We start from the raw sequence: 21,230 nt of genomic DNA, 5'->3' as shown, positions 1-21,230 counted from the left end.
GTTAGGGTTCCAAGTGTGTTTAACGGAAATATACAGAATAATCCGACCATATTCAAGGCAAGTTTTCTTACATATCTGATTTTTGTCATTAAATCTTACGTATAGCATTGTCGCACCGCTGTTCCAGCGATACAATCATCGTATTGTTGTCACTTCTGAACGCTATGTTTGATTGGATATGAATGAGGAACATCTTTTTTGGAGGGGATTAAAGCAAATGTCCATTCCACATTCAAAACTACAGCACCATGAACGGTTTGCACAGCGGACAAAAGTGCAAGCGGGAATTGCCGCCTTTGATTTCTCCGGGCGGACAGTGGACACTTCCGACGTCATCGCATTGAACTACGGGCTTCCAGATGGCGAGTTCTTTCAAATACCCGAGTTGACCGAAGCGGCAACCAAGGCGCTTCAAGTCGATGCAGCGCGCGTGCTCCAATACGGCGGTGGTTCAGGTTCCAAGCGGATTCTTGAATACCTCGCCGTACAAAAAACGACCTCTTGGAACATCGCGATAGACCCGAATGACATCCTGATTACCAGCGGTTCCTCGCAAGGAATTGACTTAATTGCACGTCTCTTCTTAAATCCAGGGGACGAAGTGTGGTTTGAGGAACCGTCCTATTTTGGCGCCATTCATATCTTCGCGCTAAACGGCGCGATAGAACGCAGTTTTCCGATGGACGAAGAGGGTCTGTTGGTGGATGCCGTCGAACAGGAATTAAAAAACCGCAAAGCAACCGGGCAAACCATGCCAAAACTCTTTTATGTCATCCCCAATTTTCAAAACCCTACGGGACTTACAATGAGCTTCGCACGACGCGTCAAATTAGCCGAGCTGGCGGCCAACTACGGCTTTTACATTGTGGAGGACGACGCCTACGGGGAATTGGGCTTTGACGACATCTCCATCCCATCCATCAAAGCCATTGCACCAGAGCACACCTTGTACCTATCCACCTTTTCCAAGACCATTGCCCCTGGTCTGCGGATTGGCTATATCGTCGCGCCACACGTGATTATCCAAGCTCTACAAAAGGTCAAGGCGGAAGGGGGAACAAGTGGTTTCGTGCAAGAGGTACTTGCGAACTTTTTAGAATCCGTCGATTTTTCTGCCCACCTGAAGAAAGTACGTACAGCGTACCGATTGCGCCGCGATGCCATGGTCGAGACGCTTGCAGCGCATTTTCCGAAAGAGGTCACATGGACAAATCCATCAGGAGGCTTCTTCGTCTGGGTGACGATGCCGCCTTACGTCGATGTCGCGAAACTTTGGGAATATGCCATCGAAGAACGCGTCAGCTTTGTCGGCGGCGCACCGTTTTATGTATCAGAAGGAAGCGGTGCCCAACAAATGCGGCTCAGCTTTTCATTCTATTCGCCAAATGTGGTTCACGACGGGATGGTTCGCCTAGCCAAATCGCTACGCAACTATTTAAACGACACACCACAGGTCAGACCCTCGTGACCTAAAAACTGCCTTTTAACGTGGCCATCTTGACTGTTCCAACGAGGGCTCCCGTTGGAACAGTCGGCCGCCACTCACACAGCTACGGTCGCCTCTTCAATTCGCTCATTCAGTTCGTCGCGGTACCGCGCCGCTTCTGCCTCGCTCCATCCATACCAGACCGACATGAAGGAAAGTACAGGTTCCTTCCATCGCCGCACAAAGTCAATGTCGAAATAGAGGCTGCCTGTACGCCGCACGAAAAAGTCCGATGGCGTCACCACCGCCTCATACTCCAAGCCGTACACCAACGCCGCATAGACTTCAGGCGACAACGAAGCGGCATCCGCGTCGTCCTCATGGCGTCGCAAGATGTCATAGACGATATCGATATTGGTGCCATATCGATGTGCCAATTGATTGGCTCGCGCTTCGCTTAGCCCTAAACTTACACCTTCTCTTGTCTTCTCCTGTAGAAACGGCTGGAAATTGGCTGATCCGCCAAACTTGCCACCTGAGTACTCGATACCCTCTGTCGTACACGCCGCAAACGGTCGGCCGGTCTCCTGGCTCAGTTCTGCTGCAACCATGGTCACAACCTTGTCAGCCATCTTCCGATACCCCGTCAACTTTCCTCCAGCAATCGTAAACAGACCACTCTTCGAGCGAAAGACCTCGTCTTTACGGGAGATTTCCGAAGGGTCTTTGCCCTCTTCGTGAATCAGCGGACGTACCCCCGCCCAGCTAGACTCTACGTCCTTTGCAGTCAACTTCACCGTTGGGAACATGAAATTGACACAATCAATGAGATAATCACGATCAGCTTTGGTCATCCGCGGATGAATCAAATCTCCCTGATAATTGGTATCGGTCGTGCCAATATAGGTCTTGCCGTCACGCGGAATGGCGAACACCATGCGACCATCCGGTACATCGAAGTAGACGGAGTTATGTAGCGGAAAGCGCGCGCCATCCACCACAATATGAACGCCCTTTGTATGATGGAGCGTCTTTCCCGTTTTCGATCCGTCCAATTCCCGCAACTCATCCACCCAAGGCCCAGTCGCATTGACAATCTTTCTAGCGCGAATCTCATACGCCTCGTTCGTGAGCAAATCGAGCGCGCGAACGCCAACCACCTTACCGTCTTCGTAAATTAAATTGGTTGCCTTTGTATAATTTAACGCCGTTGCACCGCGCGCAATCGCTTCTTTGATAATCTCCAAGGTCAGCCGAGCGTCATCCGTCCGGTACTCCACATAGTACCCGGCGCCTTTCAACCCTTCTGTCCGCAACAGCGGCTCTTTTGCCAACGTCTGTTGTGCGTCGAGCATTTTCCGCCGCTCACTTCGCTTCACCCCGGCTAAAATATCGTAGATAAAAATTCCAAACGAACTGCTGAGCATACCATAAGTTCCACCCTTAATAATAGGAAGCAGCATCCAGACGGGCGTGGTGATATGCGGGCCGTTCTCATACACAATCGCGCGTTCCTTTCCCACTTCTGCGACCAATCCAACCTCGAACTGTTTGAGATAACGAAGACCTCCGTGAACCAGTTTGGTCGAACGATTCGAAGTTCCCGAGGCGAAATCCTGCATTTCGATAAGCCCCATCTTCATTCCCCGTACATGTGCGTCAAGCAGAATACCGGCGCCCGTAATCCCGCCTCCGATGACCAATACATCTAGTTGATGTCGACGGATATCCCCCACCATTTCCGACCGCGACCTCATCGAGAATCGGCGATTCATGTCATTCCCCCCATAAAGCAAGAAAACCACAGACTTTATGCCAACTGTGCATAAAGCCCATGGTTTTCTCCTCATCTCATAACCAATCACTATGAACTTGTATCCCGCAGAGCGTAACCCATACGAGTGACTATTTAAAAGAACGTGTTGCATTCACTGCCTTTACCCAGCCATTATATAACGCTGCACGCGTACTGTCATCCATTTTGGCCTCAAACGTCTGTGAAACAGCAGCGTTGCGTTCAATCTCATCTTTGTCTTTCCAAAAGCCAACAGCCAAACCTGCAAGATACGCGGCCCCCAAAGCAGTCGTCTCCAGGACAGCTGGTCGCTCGACAGGCACGCCAAGGATGTCACTTTGAAACTGCATCAAAAAATCGTTCGCCGCCGCGCCGCCGTCCACACGCAACTTTTGTAGCGAAATCGCTGAATCCTCCTCCATGGCATGAATGACGTCCTTTGTCTGATACGCCAAGGACTCCAGCGCGGCGCGGATAAAATGTTCTTTTTTCGTCGCACGCGTCAAACCAAAGATAGCACCTCTGGCGTCGCTGTCCCAATACGGTGTGCCCAAGCCGACAAACGCCGGTACCAAATACACGCCCTCCGTTGAGTCCACCTTCGTCGCATACGACTCACTCTCCGGCGCTGTACGCACCATGCGCAATCCATCGCGCAACCACTGAATCGCCGATCCCGCTACAAAAATGCTCCCTTCGAGCGCATACTCCACGCGCCCGTCTATCCCCCAGGCAATCGTCGTCAACAGACCATTTGCCGATTTGACAGCTTTTTCACCCGTGTTCATCAGCATAAAACAGCCTGTTCCGTAGGTGTTTTTGGCCATTCCGGGTTGAAAACATGCCTGCCCAAACAGTGCAGCCTGCTGATCCCCCGCAATACCCGAAATGGGTATCGCCTCGCCATAAAACAAAGACGGCTCGGTGTATGCATAGATTTCCGACGAGGAGCACACTTCGGGCAACATAGCCGGAGGCACCGCTAATATCTCCAGCAACTCGTCATCCCACGAAAGGTCGAATATGTTATACATCAAGGTTCGGGAAGCATTTGTGTAATCCGTGACATGTCGCTTTCCGCCCGACAACTTCCAGATAAGCCACGAATCAATCGTGCCAAAGAGCAAATCGCCGTTCGCAGCCCGCGCTCGTGCCCCCTCCACATGGTCTAAAATCCATTTCACCTTGGTACCCGAGAAGTACGCATCAATCAACAACCCCGTCTTGTCTCGAAACAGCGACTCATATCCCTGCTGTTTTAAATCCTCGCAAATCTTCGAAGTTTGCCGAGACTGCCACACAATCGCGTTGTACACCGGCAGCCCCGTATGCTGATCCCACACGACGGCGGTTTCACGCTGATTGGTAATGCCGATGGCGGCGATTTGCTGTGCAGAGACGTCATGCGACGCCAATAGTTCGGAGATGACGCTCTGGACGGATCCCCAAATCTCCATCGCATCGTGCTCAACCCAACCATTTTGCGGAAAAATCTGTGTAAACTCCTTCTGTGACATCGCCACAATACGACCTGATTTATCAAATAATATCGCCCGTGAACTCGTGGTCCCCTGATCAATCGCCATCACGTATTCTTCACTCATGCAAACCCCTCCATAGATAAACACAATTTGTCTGCGCCAAGACACGCGAATGCGTGTATCTGTTACGCCTCAAGACGCTTTGGAGTGATGCCAGATGCTTTCACTCGCGCCGGATTCCCTGGCATAAACGGGCGCAAGACGTAGGTATACAGAGCCCCGGCCACAATTGCCCCAACAATCGGCGCAACCATCGGTACCCACCAAAAATCCCCAGGTCCTGGAAACGCATTTTGCCCCCAGCCCATCATCCAAGCGAACAGCCGTGGGCCAAAGTCACGGGCCGGATTCAGTGCCCATGCCTCCAACTGACCGCCAAAACCGCCCACCATCGCCACGAGCAAACCAACAATCAGCGGCGTGATATTGCCTTGTGGCGTATTCGTGTTGTACGTATCGCTCAATGCCAAAATGCCAATCACCAACGCCCCTGTCAGGATGATTTCATCAACAAAGGCATGCCCAGTGGTAATACCCGCACTTGGATGTGTGAAAAAGATCCCGGACGTCGTCAATCCCGTGGTGGCAGCCCTGGTGGCGTGATGCGCCGCGTTATACGCATTGATTGCTGGACTGAACAACGTGTACGTCAGCCCGGCACCCAGGAAGGCCCCAATGCCTTGTGACACAACAAAACCGGGCACCTTTTTCCACGAAAAACCGCCGTACATGGCAAAGCCGACGGTAACCGCAGGATTGAGGTGAGCGCCCGAAATAGCGCCCACGAGATAAACCGCCATCGTCACACCCAGTCCCCAGAGAATACAAATTCCCCAGTAGTCACCCGAAAACGAGTTGTACAGGACAGCCATAGCGGCAACACCATCACCAACCATAATCATGAACGCTGTCCCAATGATTTCAGCAATGCACTCGCCTAAGAAAGAATTTCTCATCCAAACGCCCCCTCGCCATTTCTAAACTGTGTTGTTGTTTCGAATGAATTGCTGTTCGAATGAAAATTAAAAAACCGCAAGACGCTCAAATCACTGACGGATCTGGACATCTTACGGTTCTCCAATTCTCATACCGCTCTTAACTTTTAGGTAAGCGCATTCATATCTTGGCCTTACTGTAATCCCTTTCACGTTTCTCGTCAACCGTCAATCTTTACCGACCACAAATCCTTATGCGAGGTGGTCACCCCAGCCGCCCCTGCGTCCAATACAGATTGAATATCCGAGCGGGATCGAATAAATCCACCAGCTAATATCGGCAATTGTGTCGCCCGCCGCACCTCGCGAATAATATCTGGCAATACACCTGGCAAGACCTCGATGTAATCCGGTTTCGAATTCGTCAACACCCGATAACTAGTATCGAGACTTTGCGAATCTATCAAAAAAATCCTTTGAATCGCCAATACGCGATTTTTCTTCGCCGTCGTAATCACACTGGAATGAGTTGAAATGAGTCCCGCTGGCTTCAACATTTGACAAAGAAACTGAGCGGCGGACTCATCGTGCTTTAGACCCTGAATTAAGTCCGCGTGGAGAATCAGTTTTTTATTGTGCTGCTTGGCTGTGCGAATGAGACTGGGCAACTGTGTCAGATGACTTTCCAGCAGCACGATATAAGTGAAATCGCGCGTCAACAATTGCTCAAAGTCCTTCATGTGTTTCACTGCCGGAATTATCCGCTGATTCTCAAAATGCACGTTTCATTCCCCTTACATGACAATAAGTCTCAACATTGCAACACTAGTGGTACATGTGCCTCTACCGACTGACCATATCACTCGATTGACGTCACATCAACCGACCACCCAGGTGCACCCAATTCAGTGATTGCCATTTCATGTGATTGCTTTTAAGATAGGGATATGAAAGGGCTTTCCGTCGCATATGATGACACAAAGTCCATTCCCCGGCGTGTACATCAGTCGATGAAGGGGCGCAGTGTTTCCTCCCTGCACGGAGTGAAATCGTTGCGTCCCTTTTTCCTTCCTTTTCTATTGTAAATGTCCCAGATTTCACGTTTGGAGGTGCATCCATGAAAAAACTCATGAACGAGGTAGGTCACTATGTCGATGAAATGCTCGACGGGATAGTCCTTGCGCACCCTGAACTGCGACGACTCCCTGGCACAACCGTGTTAGTTCGGGCAAAAAAGGCGGACAAAGTCGCTCTCGTGAGTGGCGGTGGCAGCGGACACGAACCTGCACATGGCGGATTCGTCGGTCCTGGCATGCTAGACGCGGCCGTTGCCGGGGAAATGTTTACCTCACCGACGCCAGACCAGATTTTGGAGGCGATTCGCGCTGTCCATGGGGATCAAGGGGTGCTATTGATTGTCAAGAATTACACGGGCGACGTGATGAACTTCGAGATGGCGGCCGAAATGGCCACGATGGAAGGGATTCACGTTGAACAAGTGGTTGTCGACGACGACGTCGCTGTCCAAAACAGTACACATACCATCGGTCGCCGTGGCATCGCAGGAACCGTGTTTGTGCATAAAATCGCTGGCGCCGCCGCAGAGGCTGGATATCCCTTGGAAACTGTCGCTCAAATTGCCAAGCGCACTATCGCCAACGTCCACAGTATGGGTGTGGCACTAAGTCCTTGCACCGTACCCGCTAGCGGTCAGCCGAGTTTCCAGTTGGCGGACGACGAAATCGAAATTGGCATTGGCATTCACGGTGAACCAGGGGTTCGGCGCGAGCCCATCCGGCCAGCAGATGACGTGGTTGACACCTTGCTCGACACCATTCTCGAAAACGCCGCAATCCAGGCGGGCGATGACGTCGCTGTACTCGTCAACGGGCTCGGTGCGACACCGCTCAGCGAACTGTACATCGCAAACCGACGCATCGCCAAAAGGCTTGCCGAACAAAGCGTGAACATCCAACAGACGCGCGTAGGCGAATACATGACCTCTCTTGAAATGGCGGGCTTCTCGATATCGCTGTTGAAACTGGACCATGAACTCACCAAGTTGTTGAACGCACCAGCCACAACAATAGCCTGGCGGAGCTGACGAGGAGGTTTCTGACATGCTCACGACAAGTGCCTTTGTCGCATTCATCCAAGCGTACACCAACCGACTCGACGAATTACAACCACTTCTCGACCAACTAGACAATCAAATTGGCGATGGAGATCATGGTACGAACATGACCCGCGGATTTCATGCGGCCAACGAACGCCTTACGTCAACACCCACAGATGATCTCGGTGCCCTCAGTCAAACCGTAGCCATGACGCTGTTATCGAGTGTCGGCGGTGCGTCCGGTCCGCTCTACGCCACCGTTTTCCTACGCTTCTCTGCGCAGTGGAAGGGTCAGTCACAAGTCGACGCGAAAGAGATCACCGAAGCCATCGTACAAGCTCGGGATGGTTTAGTAGTCCGCGGCAAGGCGCACGTTGGCGAAAAGACCATGATTGACGTCTGGTCTCCTGCAGCACAGACCCTACAGGAGAATCCCACGGTGTCAGGCCTGCTGAAAGCGGCAACAGTAGCCGCCGAGGCCGCAGTCGGCACACGTGAACTTGTCGCAGGAAAAGGTCGAGCCGCCTACTTAGGCGAACGCAGCCGCGGCACCTGCGACCCCGGGAGCGTCTCCAGCGCCGTGTTTTTTGAGGAATTCGCAAACGTCATCGTAGGAGGTGTAGAGAAAACGCCATGGCCAACATTAGTCTCCTGATTGTCTCGCATAGTCGTGATCTTGGCGCGGGCCTCGTCACGTTGCTTGGCCAACTCGCAGGTCCCGAAGTAGATCTCCGCCACGCGGCGGGGCTTGGTGACAATATTGGCACAGACGCCACCTTTATCATGAAGCAACTGGCCCATTGCCCACACGACAACGAAATCCTCATCTTTTTCGATCTCGGCAGCGCCCTCATGAACACGCAGATGGCACTCGAACTCGTCGATGAAGATGTTCAAACCCGCGCGCACATCGTCGACGCACCGCTCGTCGAGGGCGCAATTGCTGCGGCCGTTTCAGCACGGGCTGGTATGCCAGTAGAACAAATCATACAACATGCCCGCGAGGCGAAATGGATGGAAAAGATCCCAAAGGAGGCGTAAGATTTTAGTGATACGGCAGCCGCCTCGAGGGCAAGTCAAAGTCCGTCATCAACGGAGTGAACGACAATGAAGTTAACTACAACGAAGTTAGCTACAACGAAGTTAATGATTGCAGAAAAGCCCTCCGTCGCCCGTGATATCGCAGGCGTCATCGGTGGCTTCAAACGCCACGACGGCTACCTAGAGACCAACACACACATCATTACCTGGGCACTTGGACACTTAGTGACGCTCGCCGACGCACACGACTACGATGCGAAATATAAGACATGGCGCATGGAAGATTTGCCGATTGTCCCACGCCCATTTCGTCTAAAAGTCATTGAAAAGACCAAAGCGCAATATCAAATCGTCGCATCGCTCCTCAAGCGCGCCGAAGAAGTCGTTGTCGCCACCGACGCGGGTCGCGAAGGCCAATTAATTTACGAGCTGATTGCGCTGTCTGCCGGGTACAAAGGACCGACGAAGCGCCTGTGGCTATCCTCGATGACGCCAACAGCGATACGAGACGCGCTTAAGCAGTTAAAGGACAACCGCGTCTATCAGCATCTCTTTTTCGCCGGATTTGCACGCGCGCAGGCAGATTGGCTCACTGGCATCAACGCGACGCGCGCCATGACGACACAGGCGGGAACCTTGTTGCCCATCGGACGCGTACAAACCCCTACGCTGGCCATGATTGTCCAACGAGATTCAGCCATTGAGCAGTTTACACCGCAACCATTTTTTGAATTACAAGCGCAGTTCGTTCACGCCAATGGCTCGTACAAGGGGACTTGGATGAACCGCAAACGCGAAACGCGAATTGATCAGCGCGAGGCCGCCCATCGCCTACTGGAGAAACTGTGCGGACAATCTGGAACGATTCACGATGTCGAAGAAAAAATCGTCCACGAACAGCCACCGCAACTATTCGATTTGACGTCGCTGCAACGAACGGCCAACCAGAAGTACGGTTTTACAGCGGAACGGACACTACAATTAGCACAGTCGCTCTACGAAAAACACAAGGTACTGACCTACCCACGCACAGACAGCCGTTACCTGTCGGACGATATTGTCCCGACTTTGCGGCGACGATTACTAGCCGCAAGCACGCAATTCCCATATTTGCGGGCGTGGCTTCCAGCACAAATCCGGACTGCCAAACGCGTCGTCAACGCGACGAAAGTGACCGACCATCATGCAATTCTTCCGACAGAGCAGCCAGTCTCCTCTGCGCTTCGCCCGGACGAGCAAAAGATTTATGAGCTGGTTAGCAAGCAGACGTTGGCGGCGCTCTTGGAACCTGCGGAGTGGGCGACGACCACCATTGTGACAGCAATCATGGATGAACTGTTCAAAACGAACGGACGCGTCCTCGTGAAACCCGGCTGGAAGGCGGTTTTTCCTGCCCATCACGACACGCGCGCGACTGCTCCGACAGACGAGCCCGAGACGGAACCCACACTACCTGCCGTCACAAACGGAGACTCCGTCCAGGTGGCGGGCATCCACGTGGCAGAAAAGGAGACGAAACCGCCCGCTCATTTCACAGAGGCCTCCCTGCTGTCCGCCATGGAAAAGGCTGGACGAGAAGTCAACGACGAAATTCTGGCCGAGGCGCTGAAAGCGCGCGGGCTGGGGACGCCGGCAACGCGGGCTGCTGTGCTAGAGAAACTTAAGCGGGATGGGTACATCCAAGTGGTAAAGAAGCAACTCATCGCAACGGAGAAGGGAAAATCATTAATCGGATCCATTCGCGTGGACGCGTTAAAATCGCCAGAGTTAACCGGGGACTGGGAACACCGACTCGCGCAAATTGAAGCTGGACACTACGACGTTCGTCAATTCATCCACGAAATTACCGAGTTTACGCATAGCGTCGTCGAATCGATTGGGCAATTTACGGTTCATGTCGTACCGGACGCGCAAACTGCCTCCGCCTCCCTCGGGCAGTGCCCACTATGTGGAGGACAAGTCGTCGAAACCAAAAAATCGTTCGCGTGCGCAAACTGGAAGTCACATGGATGCGCATTTTGCGTTTGGAAGCAAATTTCGGGCCACAACATGAGTGCAGCGCAGGTGAAAGATTTGCTTCACAAAAAGCGCACCCGACCCCTGAAGTTCAAAAGTAAAGCGGGCAAGCCGTTTCAAGCACGAATTCTATTAAACCCAGATGGCACCACGACGTTCGAATTTCTAAACGAAACGGATTGCAGCGCGACGAGGAGCAAGCGCCCCAGTGCAAAATCCGTACCTAGAAGATAGATTCGTATCGTGGTGGCGCGTAAGCTCCACCGTCCCGTTGTGCCGCAATGACGCACGCCAACCGTAGGAGGCTCAGATTTGTGTCAAAAGCCCTGCTATTTTCGCTAATTTGGATGCTGACTGGCAATCCCATTCTCGCCGTCATCGTGATTCTTGTACTTTACTATGTCATTGACCAACGTTATTTTGGTTTTTTACCGAGCGTCGTCAAGCCATTTCGAAGATGGTCTAGAATGACCAACCTGCGACGTGTCTTGTCTTTCAATCCACATGACATGTCCGCTCGCTACGAATTGGCGCGTATCTACATGGAACGACGTCGATTCAAACACGCTCTCGCGCTATTACAACAACTATCTGCATCCATGCAAAGTGAACCCGCTGTCCTCGCGGACACCGGTGTTTGTCAACTAGGGCTCGGACGCTTGGATATCGGTGAACAACTGATTACAAATGCAACCGCGAAAAATCCAAACGTTCACTATGGGGAGCCTTACCTCAAACTGGCAGAAGCCCTAGCGCCCGTCCAGCCATCCAAGGCGCTATCCTATCTGTCTAAATTTCAGGAAAGAAATGAATCGTCCTGTGAAGCTCATTACCAATTCGGGCGCCTACAAAAGCGCCTCGGCAATCAGGCGCAAGCGAAAGAAGCATGGCGACAATGCCTCCGGAACTACCGGACGTTGCCGAAGTTCCGCAAGCGGCGGGACAGGCGTTGGGCACTGCTCGCACTCATTCGCCAAATGACTGGCTAAAGACCTCGAAAAACAAAAAAATCACATATAAGAACTTCGTTGCCCTAACAAACAGTGAACCAACCCACGAGGAGTTGGTTCACACCATTCGCTGCTGTATCGATGTTGCTCAATACCGAGCACGACCACCAGAGAATCAGGAAAATATTACCGTTTTACAGGCACTGCGCTGTGACGCCCTGGAGCGACCCGGTTGCGCAAATCAATTTCAATCTGTTCAAGGCTGCGGCCCTTCGTCTCATTGACTTTCAGTGCCACAAAGATAAGCGCCAGCACGCCCATCACGCCAAATGCGATAAACAAAGTACTGATGCCAAATGCGCTGAGCAACGACGGGAATGTCAAGGAAACGGCCAGATTGGCAAACCAGTTGACCACCGCGCCGACACCGACGCCAAGTCCGCGAATGCTCAACGGGAAAATCTCGGACAACATCACCCACATGACCGGACCCCAGCTGATAGAGAAGAAACAAATATAGGCGGCCAAGCAAATGAGTGTAGTCCAACCCGCAGCGGCAGTTGAGCCTGACAGCGCGTTCATAAAACCGAGCACAAATAGTGACAACGCCATACCGATACTTCCGATAATCAACAGGGGTTTACGACCCACTTTATCAATCAAGCGTGTGGCGATAATCGTCATAATCACCTGGACTGTACCGATACCGACCGTCCCTAGAATTGCGGCGGAGTTTCCGAGACCCACTTCTTTAAACGTTGTCGGTGCGTAGTAGATAACCGTATTACAACCGATAATTTGCTGAAATACAGCCAGTCCAATGGCGACCCACAACGCCGGACGCACCCACCGGCTCATAAGGTCGTTCCACCCACCCTGCTCTTGTTCATTCGTCTCTTTGATTTGGCGAACTTCCTCGTCCACACCAATACCTTTACGAAGATGATTTAACACTTGCCGAGCTTCCTGCTCTCTGCCCTTCATCAACAACCAACGCGGGCTTTCTGGTAAGAACAGCATACCGAAAAAGAGAATGAACCCAGGTACAAACGCCAATCCCAACATCCAACGCCAATCGCCACTTGGGCTGAAAATGTAGTTAATAATATACGCCAGCAAAATACCGATAACAATCATCAGCTGGTTTAAACTCGACAGAGAACCGCGCGCAGCCGTCGGTGCCATTTCGGACAAATAAGTCGGCACGAGCGTCGAAGCGCTTCCAACAGCAAGTCCCAAAACAATCCGGAACAAAATCAAAACTCCAGCATTAGGTGAAAGCGCGGAACCGATGGCGCCTATACAGAAAATCACGGCACCGGCGAGAACCACCTTTTTACGCCCTAATTTGTCCGTCAACGTACCGCTGATAGCCGCACCAATCATGGCCCCTACAAGAATAGAGCTCACGACAACGCCTTCTGTAAATGAAGTCAGATGTAAATCTTGTTCAACAAATAGAATTGCACCAGAGATGACACCGGTATCATAGCCAAAAAGCAATCCACCAAGGGCGCCAAAGAAGTAAATTAACGTGTTGTTCACTCTAAAGTTCATCTGAAGTCAACTCCTTCTTCGTCAAGAACGGTTTCACAGAACAACCACTTGACGATTCCAACAGAATCTCACCATATCTGGTGTCTCTTTTTAGCATTGCAAAAACATGTAATCTGAAGGCGGTTGCATCTGCTGCAAAACTTGATTACTGGGTTTTCTGCATGCGCTTGCATCTGCATGCGCCAAGCACCAGGCGATTCTGTTGCCGCCCATCAGGGCGGCAACAGCTCATCTCAACTTACAGGACGACTACACTACCAAGTTGCCATCTCTTGAAAATGCGGCTTTAACGCTTCGTATAACGACACGTACAGCTTGTACGCCTTTTCGTACACCGGGAAGTGAGACGGCTCTGGACGAATCCCTTCATCCGTCTGAATAAGGGTGTCACAAGCCTCTTGGACGCTCTCAAATGCGCCTGTTCCTACACCTGCGAGCAGAGCTGCGCCAAATGCCGGCCCCTGATTGGATTGCACGGCGTACACGGGTTGCTGGAACACGTCGGCTTGAATCGACTTCCACAAATGGCTGCGCGCGCCACCGCCGGATACGCGAATCTGCTCTACCGGCAAATTCAGCCCCTCAATCAGCTTCAAGCAATCTTGCAGGCTAAAGGTGACACCTTCAAGAATGGCACGGATGAAGTGCGCCCGCTGATGGCGACCAGTCATTCCAAAGAAGACGCCGCGCGCGAGCGGATCGAGATGCGGCGTACGCTCCCCCATCAGATACGGCAGATACACGAGTCCTTCGCTACCCGGTGCGATTTGTTCTGCTTCCATTGTCAAAAGCTCATACGTATCGCGACCAATGAGCTGTGCGGTCATCTGCTCGAGCTGGGTGAACTCGTTGCGGAACCACTGGAGTGAGCCGCCGGCAGCCTGCGTCACCCCCATAACGTGCCAAGCACCTGGCACCGCGTGGCAAAACGTGTGCAAGCGACCCAGGGGATCTTTGACAATGCCTTCTGCATACGCAAATACGACACCTGATGTGCCAATCGTGCTCGAGACGACACCCGAGCGGACAATACCGTTGCCGACAGCACCTGCGGCCTGATCTCCAGCGCCTGCCACCACACGCGTGCCCACTGCCAGACCTGTTTGGTTTGCAGCTTCGGCGGTGATTTTTCCAGTCACTTCCACAGATTCATAGACCGCTGGCAGCCAGGTTGTCGGAACCGATAGCGCGTCGCACATCATCTTCGACCACTGCCGATGCTCCACATCCAACAGCAACGTGCCGGATGCATCAGACACATCCGTTGCAAACTCACCCGTCAGGCGATAACGAATGTAATCCTTTGGCAGCAGAACCTTGTCGATTTGTGCGTAGTTATCCGGTTCATGGTTGGCTACCCACAGCAACTTCGTCGCCGTAAAGTTGGTCAGCGGCGGATTCGCCACGAGGCGAATCGTCTCATCCGTGCCAATCTCGCGTTCAATCCAATCGCACTCCGCTTGTGTCCGCTGATCACTCCACAATATCGCGGGTCGAATCACGCGCCCGGTTTCGTCCAACAAGACCAAACTATGCATTTGTCCAGTAAGCCCAATCCCCTGCACGAACGCCGCGGGGACGCCGGACTTATCCAGCACATCCCGCAGCGCGAGGCAAGTATTCTGCCACCAAACCTCAGGGTCCTGTTCCACGAACAATGGCCGTGGCTGCTGATAACTATATTCGCGCGTGGACTCCGCAAGCGTTCGGCCAGTCTCGTCGATGAGGACGACTTTCACCCCAGAAGTCCCCACGTCAATGCCGATAAATCCCTTGCCACGATGATCTGCCATAGCCGTCATTCCACTTCTAGTAAATATTGATTCAGCTTCGCGAGCAACAACTCTTGGCGACCAGACGTCATGACGGTGACCGGCTTATCAATGATGTAGTCCTCCAAGGACTTCAAGGTCGCTTTGCCACTCACAATGTCTAGGCCAATTCCGCTCTGATAGCTCTTGTAGCGCTCCTCGATAAATTGGTCAAACACTTTGTCCTCGACGAGCTTTGCAGCTACCTTGAGCCCGCGTGCAAACGTATCCATGCCGACGACGTGTCCATAGAACAAATCGATTGGGGTCATGGACGCACGGCGAACCTTGGCGTCAAAGTTCAAGCCGCCAGAGTGCAACCCACCATTCTTGAGTATCTGATACATCGCGAGCGTCGCGCTGTACATATCCGTTGGAAACTCGTCCGTATCCCAGCCAAGTAGGGGATCACCCTGGTTCGCATCGACAGATCCGAGCATGCCGTGGATGCGGCTGACGTACAGCTCGTGCTCAAACGTATGCCCTGCCAGCGTCGCGTGGTTTGCTTCCAAGTTCAATTTGAAGCGTTTATCCAAGTCATACGTTTTCAAGAATGCAATGGCGCTTGCTGCGTCAAAATCGTACTGGTGCTTGGTCGGTTCTTTTGGTTTTGGCTCAATCAGGAATTGACCTTTGAACCCGATTTCATCCGCATAATCGCAAGCCATGTGGAACAGGCGAGCCTGATTGTCGAGTTCCAGTTTCATATCCGTGTTGAGAAGGGTTTCATAGCCTTCACGGCCACCCCAGAACACGTAGTTTTCAGCGCCCAGTTCCAGTGCGACTTCCAATCCCTTCTTCACCTGCGCAGCCGCATAGGCGAACACATCCGCTTCTGGCGATGTCCCAGCACCATGAGCAAAACGCGGGTTTGAGAACATATTCTGTGTGTTCCACAAAAGCTTCTTGCCGCTGGATTTCATGTACTCGCGAATCATCGAGACGATGACATCGAGATTTTTGTTGGTCTCGCGAAGCGTATCGCCTTCCGGCGCAATATCGCGGTCATGGAAACAAAAATAATTGACGCCCATCTTTTCGAAGAATTCAAACGCCGCTTCCACCCGTTTTTTCGCCAAATCCAAACCGCTATATCCGTCCCATGGGCGAATCATATTCGGAAGCCCAAACAGGTCACTGCCGGACAGCGTAAAGGTGTGCCAATAGCTGACCGCAAAGCGCAAATGTTCTTCCATCGTCTTGCCCAAGACAACCTCACTCGGGTTGTAGTGTTTGAATGCCAATGGATTCTTCGACTTGCGTCCCTCGTACTGAATTCGCTTTACTTCTGGAAAATAAGCCATGTCCATCACCTTTCAAGAGCGGCAAATCATCAAACTGAATGATGACCGTCAAGAATTATTTCATTCCGAACAATGCTCATGTTGTAAATAAACCCCTGAGCAAACACATTTAGTTTGTTCACTCAACATACTTAGAATATAGCAGATGAGAAACGAGAATTCAAACTGTAATCGCCAACATCTTACGCTTTCTTTGGAAAAATGAATAATATATGGATATTTCTCACGAGCTCATCCCACCACAAATAACTGGTTGTTGCACTGTCGGCCATTTGTTGATATCGTCTCGTGTGTAAACAGAATAGCGCTCGTATAATCGTGGGAATATGGCCCACAAGTTTCTACCAGGCGACCGAGAATTGCCTGACTACGAGTGGAAGCGCATCTAGGGTTCCGCACCGTTTTTCGGTGGACTGGTCCAAGCGATGCGACGCACGACGTGCGTACACCATAGGGAGAAAAGCCCAGATGGACAGGTTTCACTTGGAAGCGAGTATCCAAGATATCTGTCCAACTGGGCTTTTCTCGGTTTCGGAAGGAGTCAACCATGTGAAAGAATTGCAGGCGTATATCCGTAGAGAAGGTGTTGTACTGTCCGAACATGTGCTTAAGGTCAACTCCTTTTTGAACCACCAAGTCAATCCTTCGCTGGTCATGTCGATTGGCGAACAGTTTGCGACACGGTTCCGCGGCGAAGACATCACAAAGGTGATGACAGTTGAAGCAAGTGGTATCCACTTCGCGTTCGCCACCGCCCTGTCCATGGGGGTTCCTTTTATATACGCGAAAAAGACGAAGGCCATTACACAGGACAACGGGGTATATACCGCATCCACCTACTCGTTCACGCGCCAGCAAACGTATCAAATCACTGTATCCAAAGAGTTTTTGTCGCACGCCGATAGGGTGCTTATCATCGACGACATTCTTGCAGAAGGTGCCAGTGTAAAGGGGTTGCGGGAAATCATCGACGCCGCAGGTGCCAAATTGATGGGGGTTGGTGTCGTCATTGAAAAGAGCTTTCAAAGCGGACGCAAAGCTTTGGATGAAGCAGGCATCCCCGTGCACGCGCTAGCTCGAATCGCCGCGATGTCACCCGACGAAGGCATCACGTTTCTCGAAGATTGATAGAGGGCTTGATAAAGGAGGACATAGCGTGCTAAACAGACGAAGTATATTCGCATTGGGATTGCAACACGTACTGGCGATGTACGCCGGCTCAATGGTGGTGCCCCTGATTATTGGCGGATCTTTAAAATTGAACGCATCACAAATGGCCTATCTCATCGCCGCCGACATGTTTACTTGCGGCATTGCGACTTTGATACAAGTCATCGGATCACGCTCTATCGGCATTCGCCTCCCTGTCGTCTTAGGTTGTACGTTTACTGCAGTTGGACCGATTGTCGCCATTGGCCATACGACCAACCTGCCAACCATTTTCGGTTCGATTATCATCGCCGGCATTCTCGTCTTTCTATGTGCGCCGTTGTTCGGCAAACTACTTCAGTTTTTTCCGCCGATTGTCACCGGTTCAGTGGTCACCATTATCGGTTTGTCCCTGATTCCCGTCGCGATGGACGATGCAGCAGGCGGTTCTGGCAGCCCTGACTTTGGCGATGCACAAAACCTATTGCTGGCTCTAGGGACACTCGTCTGCATCGTCGTGATGAATCGTTTCTTTAAAGGGTTTCTCCGCTCGATTTCTGTGCTTTTAGGGCTCATCATTGGCACCGTCGCCGCCTACGCACTCGGCATGGTCAACTTCAGCTCTGTCGCATCCGCTTCCTGGGTAAACGTCGTTCATCCACTGTATTTTGGCAAGCCGCACCTCAACATTGCGGCCATCATCACGATGTTTATTGTCTGTGTCGTCAGCATGGTGGAATCGACCGGCGTCTATTACGCACTTGGCAAAATCACTGGCAAAGAAATCGGACGTGAGGACATCGTCAAAGGATTGCGGGCGGAGGGTATCGCGATTGTCCTTGGTGGCTTGTTCAACACGTTTCCGTACACAGCCTTTTCGCAGAACGTCGGCCTGGTCTCCATGACGCGAGTAAAAAATCGCAGTGTCATCGTGGCTGCAGGCTGTATCTTGCTCGTCCTTGGCCTATTGCCAAAAATCGCCGCACTTGTCACCGTGATTCCGTCCGCCGTCTTGGGCGGTGCAATGATCGCGATGTTCGGAATGGTCATCGCCTATGGCATGCACATGTTAGGGAACGTCGACCTCCGGAGTAACGAAAATCTATTGGTTATCGCATGCAGCGTCTCCATTGGCCTAGGCTGTGCTATCGTACCGAATATGTTTGCTCATCTGCCCAATACGTTAAACATGCTCTTGCAAAGTGGCATTGTACCGGGCACCATCACGGCGGTGGCGATGAACTTGTTCCTAAACTACTTTGGTGAACGTATCACATCTCGTGAAAAGGTAGAAACAGAAAGCGTCCATACAGACAACGCGGTTTCATCTATGTAACAATCCATAGATGTGACGTAAATAAGCCTCGCGATATCCTTAAAGAAGAAGGCGTGCGATTAGCGACGTTCATGTAATGTCGCTAATCGCACGCCGATTTCACCGATTTCTTGTCGCTCCCGCCATCACTCTGGACTGGTTCCACCTCAAAACGTCGACGTTGTACATCTGCTTCGAGTAGGTGCGAAGCTCGCTCAATCACTTGCTCCACAAACTGCACTCTCCCCGCCATGATACGAATGACCACACCTGCGCCTGTCAAATAAGACACACCGACTTGCGCCTTGGCAGGGTCAATTGACTCGACAACTTGGTGTAAAGCGTTCTCCATACGACGCCCCACCCCCACCAAGATGACATTGCCAAGCACCGGGAACTCGCTAGACCAAATGTGGCCTCGCGAAAGTGAATGTCGCCCAATTTGGATGCAATCGCGTAAAACGAAACCATCCGCCCGAAACAGCCGCGTCGTCAGGGATACCAAATTGCAATCTAGATTAGTAGCTCCCTGTGACGATTCAGCCGTGAGAACATCGGCCACGATGGCCCTTGCACCATCCTCTACATACATATCAGTGACCGAGGTATACGTGCAGTGTGAATACGGAATCACAACATTGGGACGCATCGTCAAGTAACTCTCAGAACCTAGCGTAATGATGGTTCGCTGGGTTGCACCCACAGCACCAGGCAATAACTTCGCATAAGATTGAAACCCGACAACGGCCATAGCACCCGAGCCAAGCGTCAAACGCTGTTCGTAATCATCCCCGTCTATCACTCCAGGACCGAGGTGAATCAATTGAACTTCCGGACAGGTACCTTCGCACCGATATACAGGTCGACTCGTCCGTAAGAGTCCCAGGAACTGTTGTCGCTCGACAATGGTGCGCTCGCCTCGACGACAAAATTCAACTGCCACGCTACCGGTAATTCCAGTCTCATCAGGGGCCGACAAGCATCGCGTTGTACTCAATCCACTGCACCACCTCGTCGAGCCCTTCACCCAATAACAGGTTCGTAAAGAGAAACGGCCTCGCCCCACGCATTCGCGCCGTGTCACGCGCCATCACGTCCAAATTTGCGCCTACGAACGGGGCGAGATCCGTTTTATTGATGATAAGTAAGTCCGACTTGCAGATGCCCGGGCCACCTTTGCGCGGAATTTTTTCCCCTTGCGCAACATCGATGATATAAATCGTAAAATCCGCCAACTCAGGACTGAATGTGGCCGCCAAATTGTCCCCACCACTCTCAACAAACACGAGTTCTAAGTCCGGAAACCGTCCCTCCAAATCGTCTATCGCCTGTAAATTCATCGTCGCATCCTCGCGAATCGCCGTATGCGGACATCCGCCCGTCTCCACACCAATAATCCGCGCTTCCTCTAAAATTCCATTCTTCACGAGAAACTCCGCATCTTCTCGGGTAAAGATGTCGTTGGTAACGACCGCCATCTCATATGCGCCATAAAACGTTCGCGTCAGGCGTTCGACGAGCGCCGTCTTCCCCGCGCCTACAGGACCACCAATGCCAATACGCACCGCATTCATGGAAAATCACTCCCTAGGACATGAACAGTCGCCCATTCAAGCGTTTGTGGTTCATTTGCGCAATTTCCCAACGCACAGCCGATGAAGAAATGTCCTCTGGCGTACGTCCAGTAAAATCGGGAGCTTCTTGCATCCAGCGTCGCGCCGTCGCGAGAATTTGCTGCCCGACTGTCTGACCAATCGGAATGGCCCGCACACCTGCCGCGACCAGACTCGACAGTGCACTATAGAGCACCGCCGCCGTACTTAACGACTGCTCGATGCCTATTTCAGCCGCTGCGACAGCCAACGCAATGCCGTGTGTCGTTTCGACTTCGCCCGCGCACACACGTTGCCAATACCACTCTGTGATACCCCCCGGAACGAGCCCATATAAAACTTGTAAAGAACGCTTTCCAATTTGGAGCGAACCGCGTTTCGCCTGCTCCGCAATCAACGATGACGACACCACGTCGGCAAGACGAATCACGCCAGCGCCATCTCTTGCGTGGGCATATTCCCATGCAAGATGTGCCGCTAAACCGTCAAATGGTATCAACTGCAAATCAAACCAACTCTTCAGTGCAGATTGAAACGTCGCTGCATCGTGAACGACCCCTGTCTCAATCAATGTTTCTAAGCCAAACGAATGGGAAAACGCGCCGTTGGGGAAATTCCCGTCGCAAATCTGAAGCATGAAAGACAATTGTTGAGCATTCAT

The 21,230-nt window shown here is 52.0% G+C and carries 18 protein-coding genes and 1 riboswitch; of the genes, 8 read left to right on the top strand and 10 right to left on the bottom strand.

From position 1 onward, the window contains the following. The first annotated feature begins 217 nt into the window (after positions 1-217). Positions 218-1,468: an aminotransferase-like domain-containing protein gene (locus tag J3482_RS04985; protein WP_206917781.1), complete on the top strand. Its 1,251-nt coding sequence runs from the start codon at positions 218-220 to the stop codon at positions 1,466-1,468. A gap of 74 nt (positions 1,469-1,542) precedes the next feature. On the opposite strand, the gene J3482_RS04980 is transcribed toward J3482_RS04985, so the two are convergent. From J3482_RS04980 to J3482_RS04965, 4 genes are all read right to left on the bottom strand, one after another. After that, the gene (locus tag J3482_RS04980) at positions 1,543-3,201 is read right to left on the bottom strand and encodes a glycerol-3-phosphate dehydrogenase/oxidase (RefSeq protein WP_206922139.1); all 1,659 of its coding nucleotides are present in this window, start codon (positions 3,199-3,201) and stop codon (positions 1,543-1,545) included. Positions 3,202-3,331: 130 nt separating this feature from the next. Continuing rightward, on the bottom strand, positions 3,332-4,825 hold the full coding sequence (gene glpK, locus J3482_RS04975; RefSeq protein ID WP_206917813.1) for a glycerol kinase GlpK: 1,494 nt from the start codon (positions 4,823-4,825) through the stop codon (positions 3,332-3,334). 62 nt (positions 4,826-4,887) lie between these two features. Further along, positions 4,888-5,718: an MIP/aquaporin family protein gene (locus tag J3482_RS04970; protein ID WP_206917814.1), complete on the bottom strand. Its 831-nt coding sequence runs from the start codon at positions 5,716-5,718 to the stop codon at positions 4,888-4,890. 200 nt (positions 5,719-5,918) lie between these two features. Beyond that, entirely contained in the window at positions 5,919-6,479 is a 561-nt protein-coding gene (locus J3482_RS04965; RefSeq protein ID WP_206917815.1) for a glycerol-3-phosphate responsive antiterminator, read from the bottom strand. Positions 6,480-6,814: 335 nt separating this feature from the next. On the opposite strand from J3482_RS04965, the gene dhaK reads away from it, so the two are divergent. From dhaK to J3482_RS04940, 5 genes are all read left to right on the top strand, one after another. Next, a complete protein-coding gene (gene dhaK / locus J3482_RS04960; protein WP_206917824.1) occupies positions 6,815-7,801 on the top strand; it encodes a dihydroxyacetone kinase subunit DhaK in 987 nt (328 codons plus the stop codon). 16 nt (positions 7,802-7,817) lie between these two features. Then, positions 7,818-8,468 (top strand): dihydroxyacetone kinase subunit DhaL, encoded by a 651-nt coding sequence (gene dhaL, locus J3482_RS04955; protein WP_206917825.1) that lies wholly within the window; start codon positions 7,818-7,820, stop codon positions 8,466-8,468. After that, complete coding sequence (gene dhaM, locus J3482_RS04950) at positions 8,447-8,854, top strand: dihydroxyacetone kinase phosphoryl donor subunit DhaM (protein WP_206917827.1); 408 nt, start codon at positions 8,447-8,449, stop codon at positions 8,852-8,854. Before dhaL ends, dhaM begins: the two co-directional genes overlap by 22 nt. A gap of 66 nt (positions 8,855-8,920) precedes the next feature. Beyond that, complete coding sequence (locus J3482_RS04945; protein ID WP_206922138.1) at positions 8,921-11,104, top strand: type IA DNA topoisomerase; 2,184 nt, start codon at positions 8,921-8,923, stop codon at positions 11,102-11,104. Positions 11,105-11,184: 80 nt separating this feature from the next. Next, the gene (locus J3482_RS04940; RefSeq protein WP_206917833.1) at positions 11,185-11,859 is read left to right on the top strand and encodes a tetratricopeptide repeat protein; all 675 of its coding nucleotides are present in this window, start codon (positions 11,185-11,187) and stop codon (positions 11,857-11,859) included. Positions 11,860-12,006: 147 nt separating this feature from the next. On the opposite strand, the gene J3482_RS04935 is transcribed toward J3482_RS04940, so the two are convergent. From J3482_RS04935 to xylA, 3 genes are all read right to left on the bottom strand, one after another. Beyond that, a complete protein-coding gene (locus J3482_RS04935; protein ID WP_206917841.1) occupies positions 12,007-13,377 on the bottom strand; it encodes a sugar porter family MFS transporter in 1,371 nt (456 codons plus the stop codon). A 254-nt stretch (positions 13,378-13,631) separates the two neighbouring features. Next, positions 13,632-15,170 (bottom strand): xylulokinase, encoded by a 1,539-nt coding sequence (gene xylB, locus J3482_RS04930; protein ID WP_236017899.1) that lies wholly within the window; start codon positions 15,168-15,170, stop codon positions 13,632-13,634. Between the two features lie 5 nt (positions 15,171-15,175). Continuing rightward, positions 15,176-16,492, bottom strand: a complete 1,317-nt coding sequence (xylA, locus tag J3482_RS04925) for a xylose isomerase (RefSeq protein ID WP_206922137.1) — start codon at positions 16,490-16,492, stop codon at positions 15,176-15,178. A 288-nt stretch (positions 16,493-16,780) separates the two neighbouring features. Next, positions 16,781-16,882, top strand: a riboswitch (purine riboswitch). A gap of 159 nt (positions 16,883-17,041) precedes the next feature. Here xylA and J3482_RS04920 point away from each other — a divergent pair. Together J3482_RS04920 and J3482_RS04915 are read left to right on the top strand one after the other, a co-directional pair. Continuing rightward, complete coding sequence (locus J3482_RS04920) at positions 17,042-17,620, top strand: xanthine phosphoribosyltransferase (protein WP_206917848.1); 579 nt, start codon at positions 17,042-17,044, stop codon at positions 17,618-17,620. Positions 17,621-17,648: 28 nt separating this feature from the next. Continuing rightward, positions 17,649-18,977, top strand: coding sequence for a nucleobase:cation symporter-2 family protein (locus J3482_RS04915; RefSeq protein WP_206917850.1), 1,329 nt, complete (start codon positions 17,649-17,651; stop codon positions 18,975-18,977). Positions 18,978-19,059: 82 nt separating this feature from the next. Here J3482_RS04915 and J3482_RS04910 read toward each other — a convergent pair whose 3' ends face one another. From J3482_RS04910 to J3482_RS04900, 3 genes are read right to left on the bottom strand one after another with little or no spacing between them, the layout of a single operon-like run. Continuing rightward, on the bottom strand, positions 19,060-19,953 hold the full coding sequence (locus tag J3482_RS04910; RefSeq protein WP_206922136.1) for an urease accessory protein UreD: 894 nt from the start codon (positions 19,951-19,953) through the stop codon (positions 19,060-19,062). Then, positions 19,922-20,530 (bottom strand): urease accessory protein UreG, encoded by a 609-nt coding sequence (gene ureG / locus J3482_RS04905; protein ID WP_206922135.1) that lies wholly within the window; start codon positions 20,528-20,530, stop codon positions 19,922-19,924. Before ureG ends, J3482_RS04910 begins: the two co-directional genes overlap by 32 nt. Before the next feature lie 13 nt (positions 20,531-20,543). Then, the gene (locus tag J3482_RS04900) at positions 20,544-21,230 is read right to left on the bottom strand and encodes an urease accessory protein UreF (RefSeq protein ID WP_206916641.1); all 687 of its coding nucleotides are present in this window, start codon (positions 21,228-21,230) and stop codon (positions 20,544-20,546) included.

Source organism: Alicyclobacillus suci, from assembly GCF_017329615.1.
GTDB classification, from domain to species: Bacteria; Bacillota; Bacilli; order Alicyclobacillales; family Alicyclobacillaceae; genus Alicyclobacillus; species Alicyclobacillus suci.
This window is presented reverse-complemented; position numbering and strand designations above follow the sequence as displayed.

What these genes read in the sequence shown, in the direction of transcription:
- J3482_RS04985 (WP_206917781.1), top strand. Translation starts at nt 218, where the DNA reads ATGTCCATTCCACATTCAAAACTACAGCACCATGAACGGTTTGCACAG.
- J3482_RS04980 (WP_206922139.1), bottom strand. Translation starts at nt 3,201, where the DNA reads ATGAATCGCCGATTCTCGATGAGGTCGCGGTCGGAAATGGTGGGGGAT.
- glpK (WP_206917813.1), bottom strand. Translation starts at nt 4,825, where the DNA reads ATGAGTGAAGAATACGTGATGGCGATTGATCAGGGGACCACGAGTTCA.
- J3482_RS04970 (WP_206917814.1), bottom strand. Translation starts at nt 5,718, where the DNA reads ATGAGAAATTCTTTCTTAGGCGAGTGCATTGCTGAAATCATTGGGACA.
- dhaK (WP_206917824.1), top strand. Translation starts at nt 6,815, where the DNA reads ATGAAAAAACTCATGAACGAGGTAGGTCACTATGTCGATGAAATGCTC.
- dhaL (WP_206917825.1), top strand. Translation starts at nt 7,818, where the DNA reads ATGCTCACGACAAGTGCCTTTGTCGCATTCATCCAAGCGTACACCAAC.
- dhaM (WP_206917827.1), top strand. Translation starts at nt 8,447, where the DNA reads ATGGCCAACATTAGTCTCCTGATTGTCTCGCATAGTCGTGATCTTGGC.
- J3482_RS04945 (WP_206922138.1), top strand. Translation starts at nt 8,921, where the DNA reads ATGAAGTTAACTACAACGAAGTTAGCTACAACGAAGTTAATGATTGCA.
- J3482_RS04935 (WP_206917841.1), bottom strand. Translation starts at nt 13,377, where the DNA reads ATGAACTTTAGAGTGAACAACACGTTAATTTACTTCTTTGGCGCCCTT.
- xylB (WP_236017899.1), bottom strand. Translation starts at nt 15,170, where the DNA reads ATGGCAGATCATCGTGGCAAGGGATTTATCGGCATTGACGTGGGGACT.
- xylA (WP_206922137.1), bottom strand. Translation starts at nt 16,492, where the DNA reads ATGGCTTATTTTCCAGAAGTAAAGCGAATTCAGTACGAGGGACGCAAG.
- ureG (WP_206922135.1), bottom strand. Translation starts at nt 20,530, where the DNA reads ATGAATGCGGTGCGTATTGGCATTGGTGGTCCTGTAGGCGCGGGGAAG.
- J3482_RS04900 (WP_206916641.1), bottom strand. Translation starts at nt 21,230, where the DNA reads ATGAATGCTCAACAATTGTCTTTCATGCTTCAGATTTGCGACGGGAAT.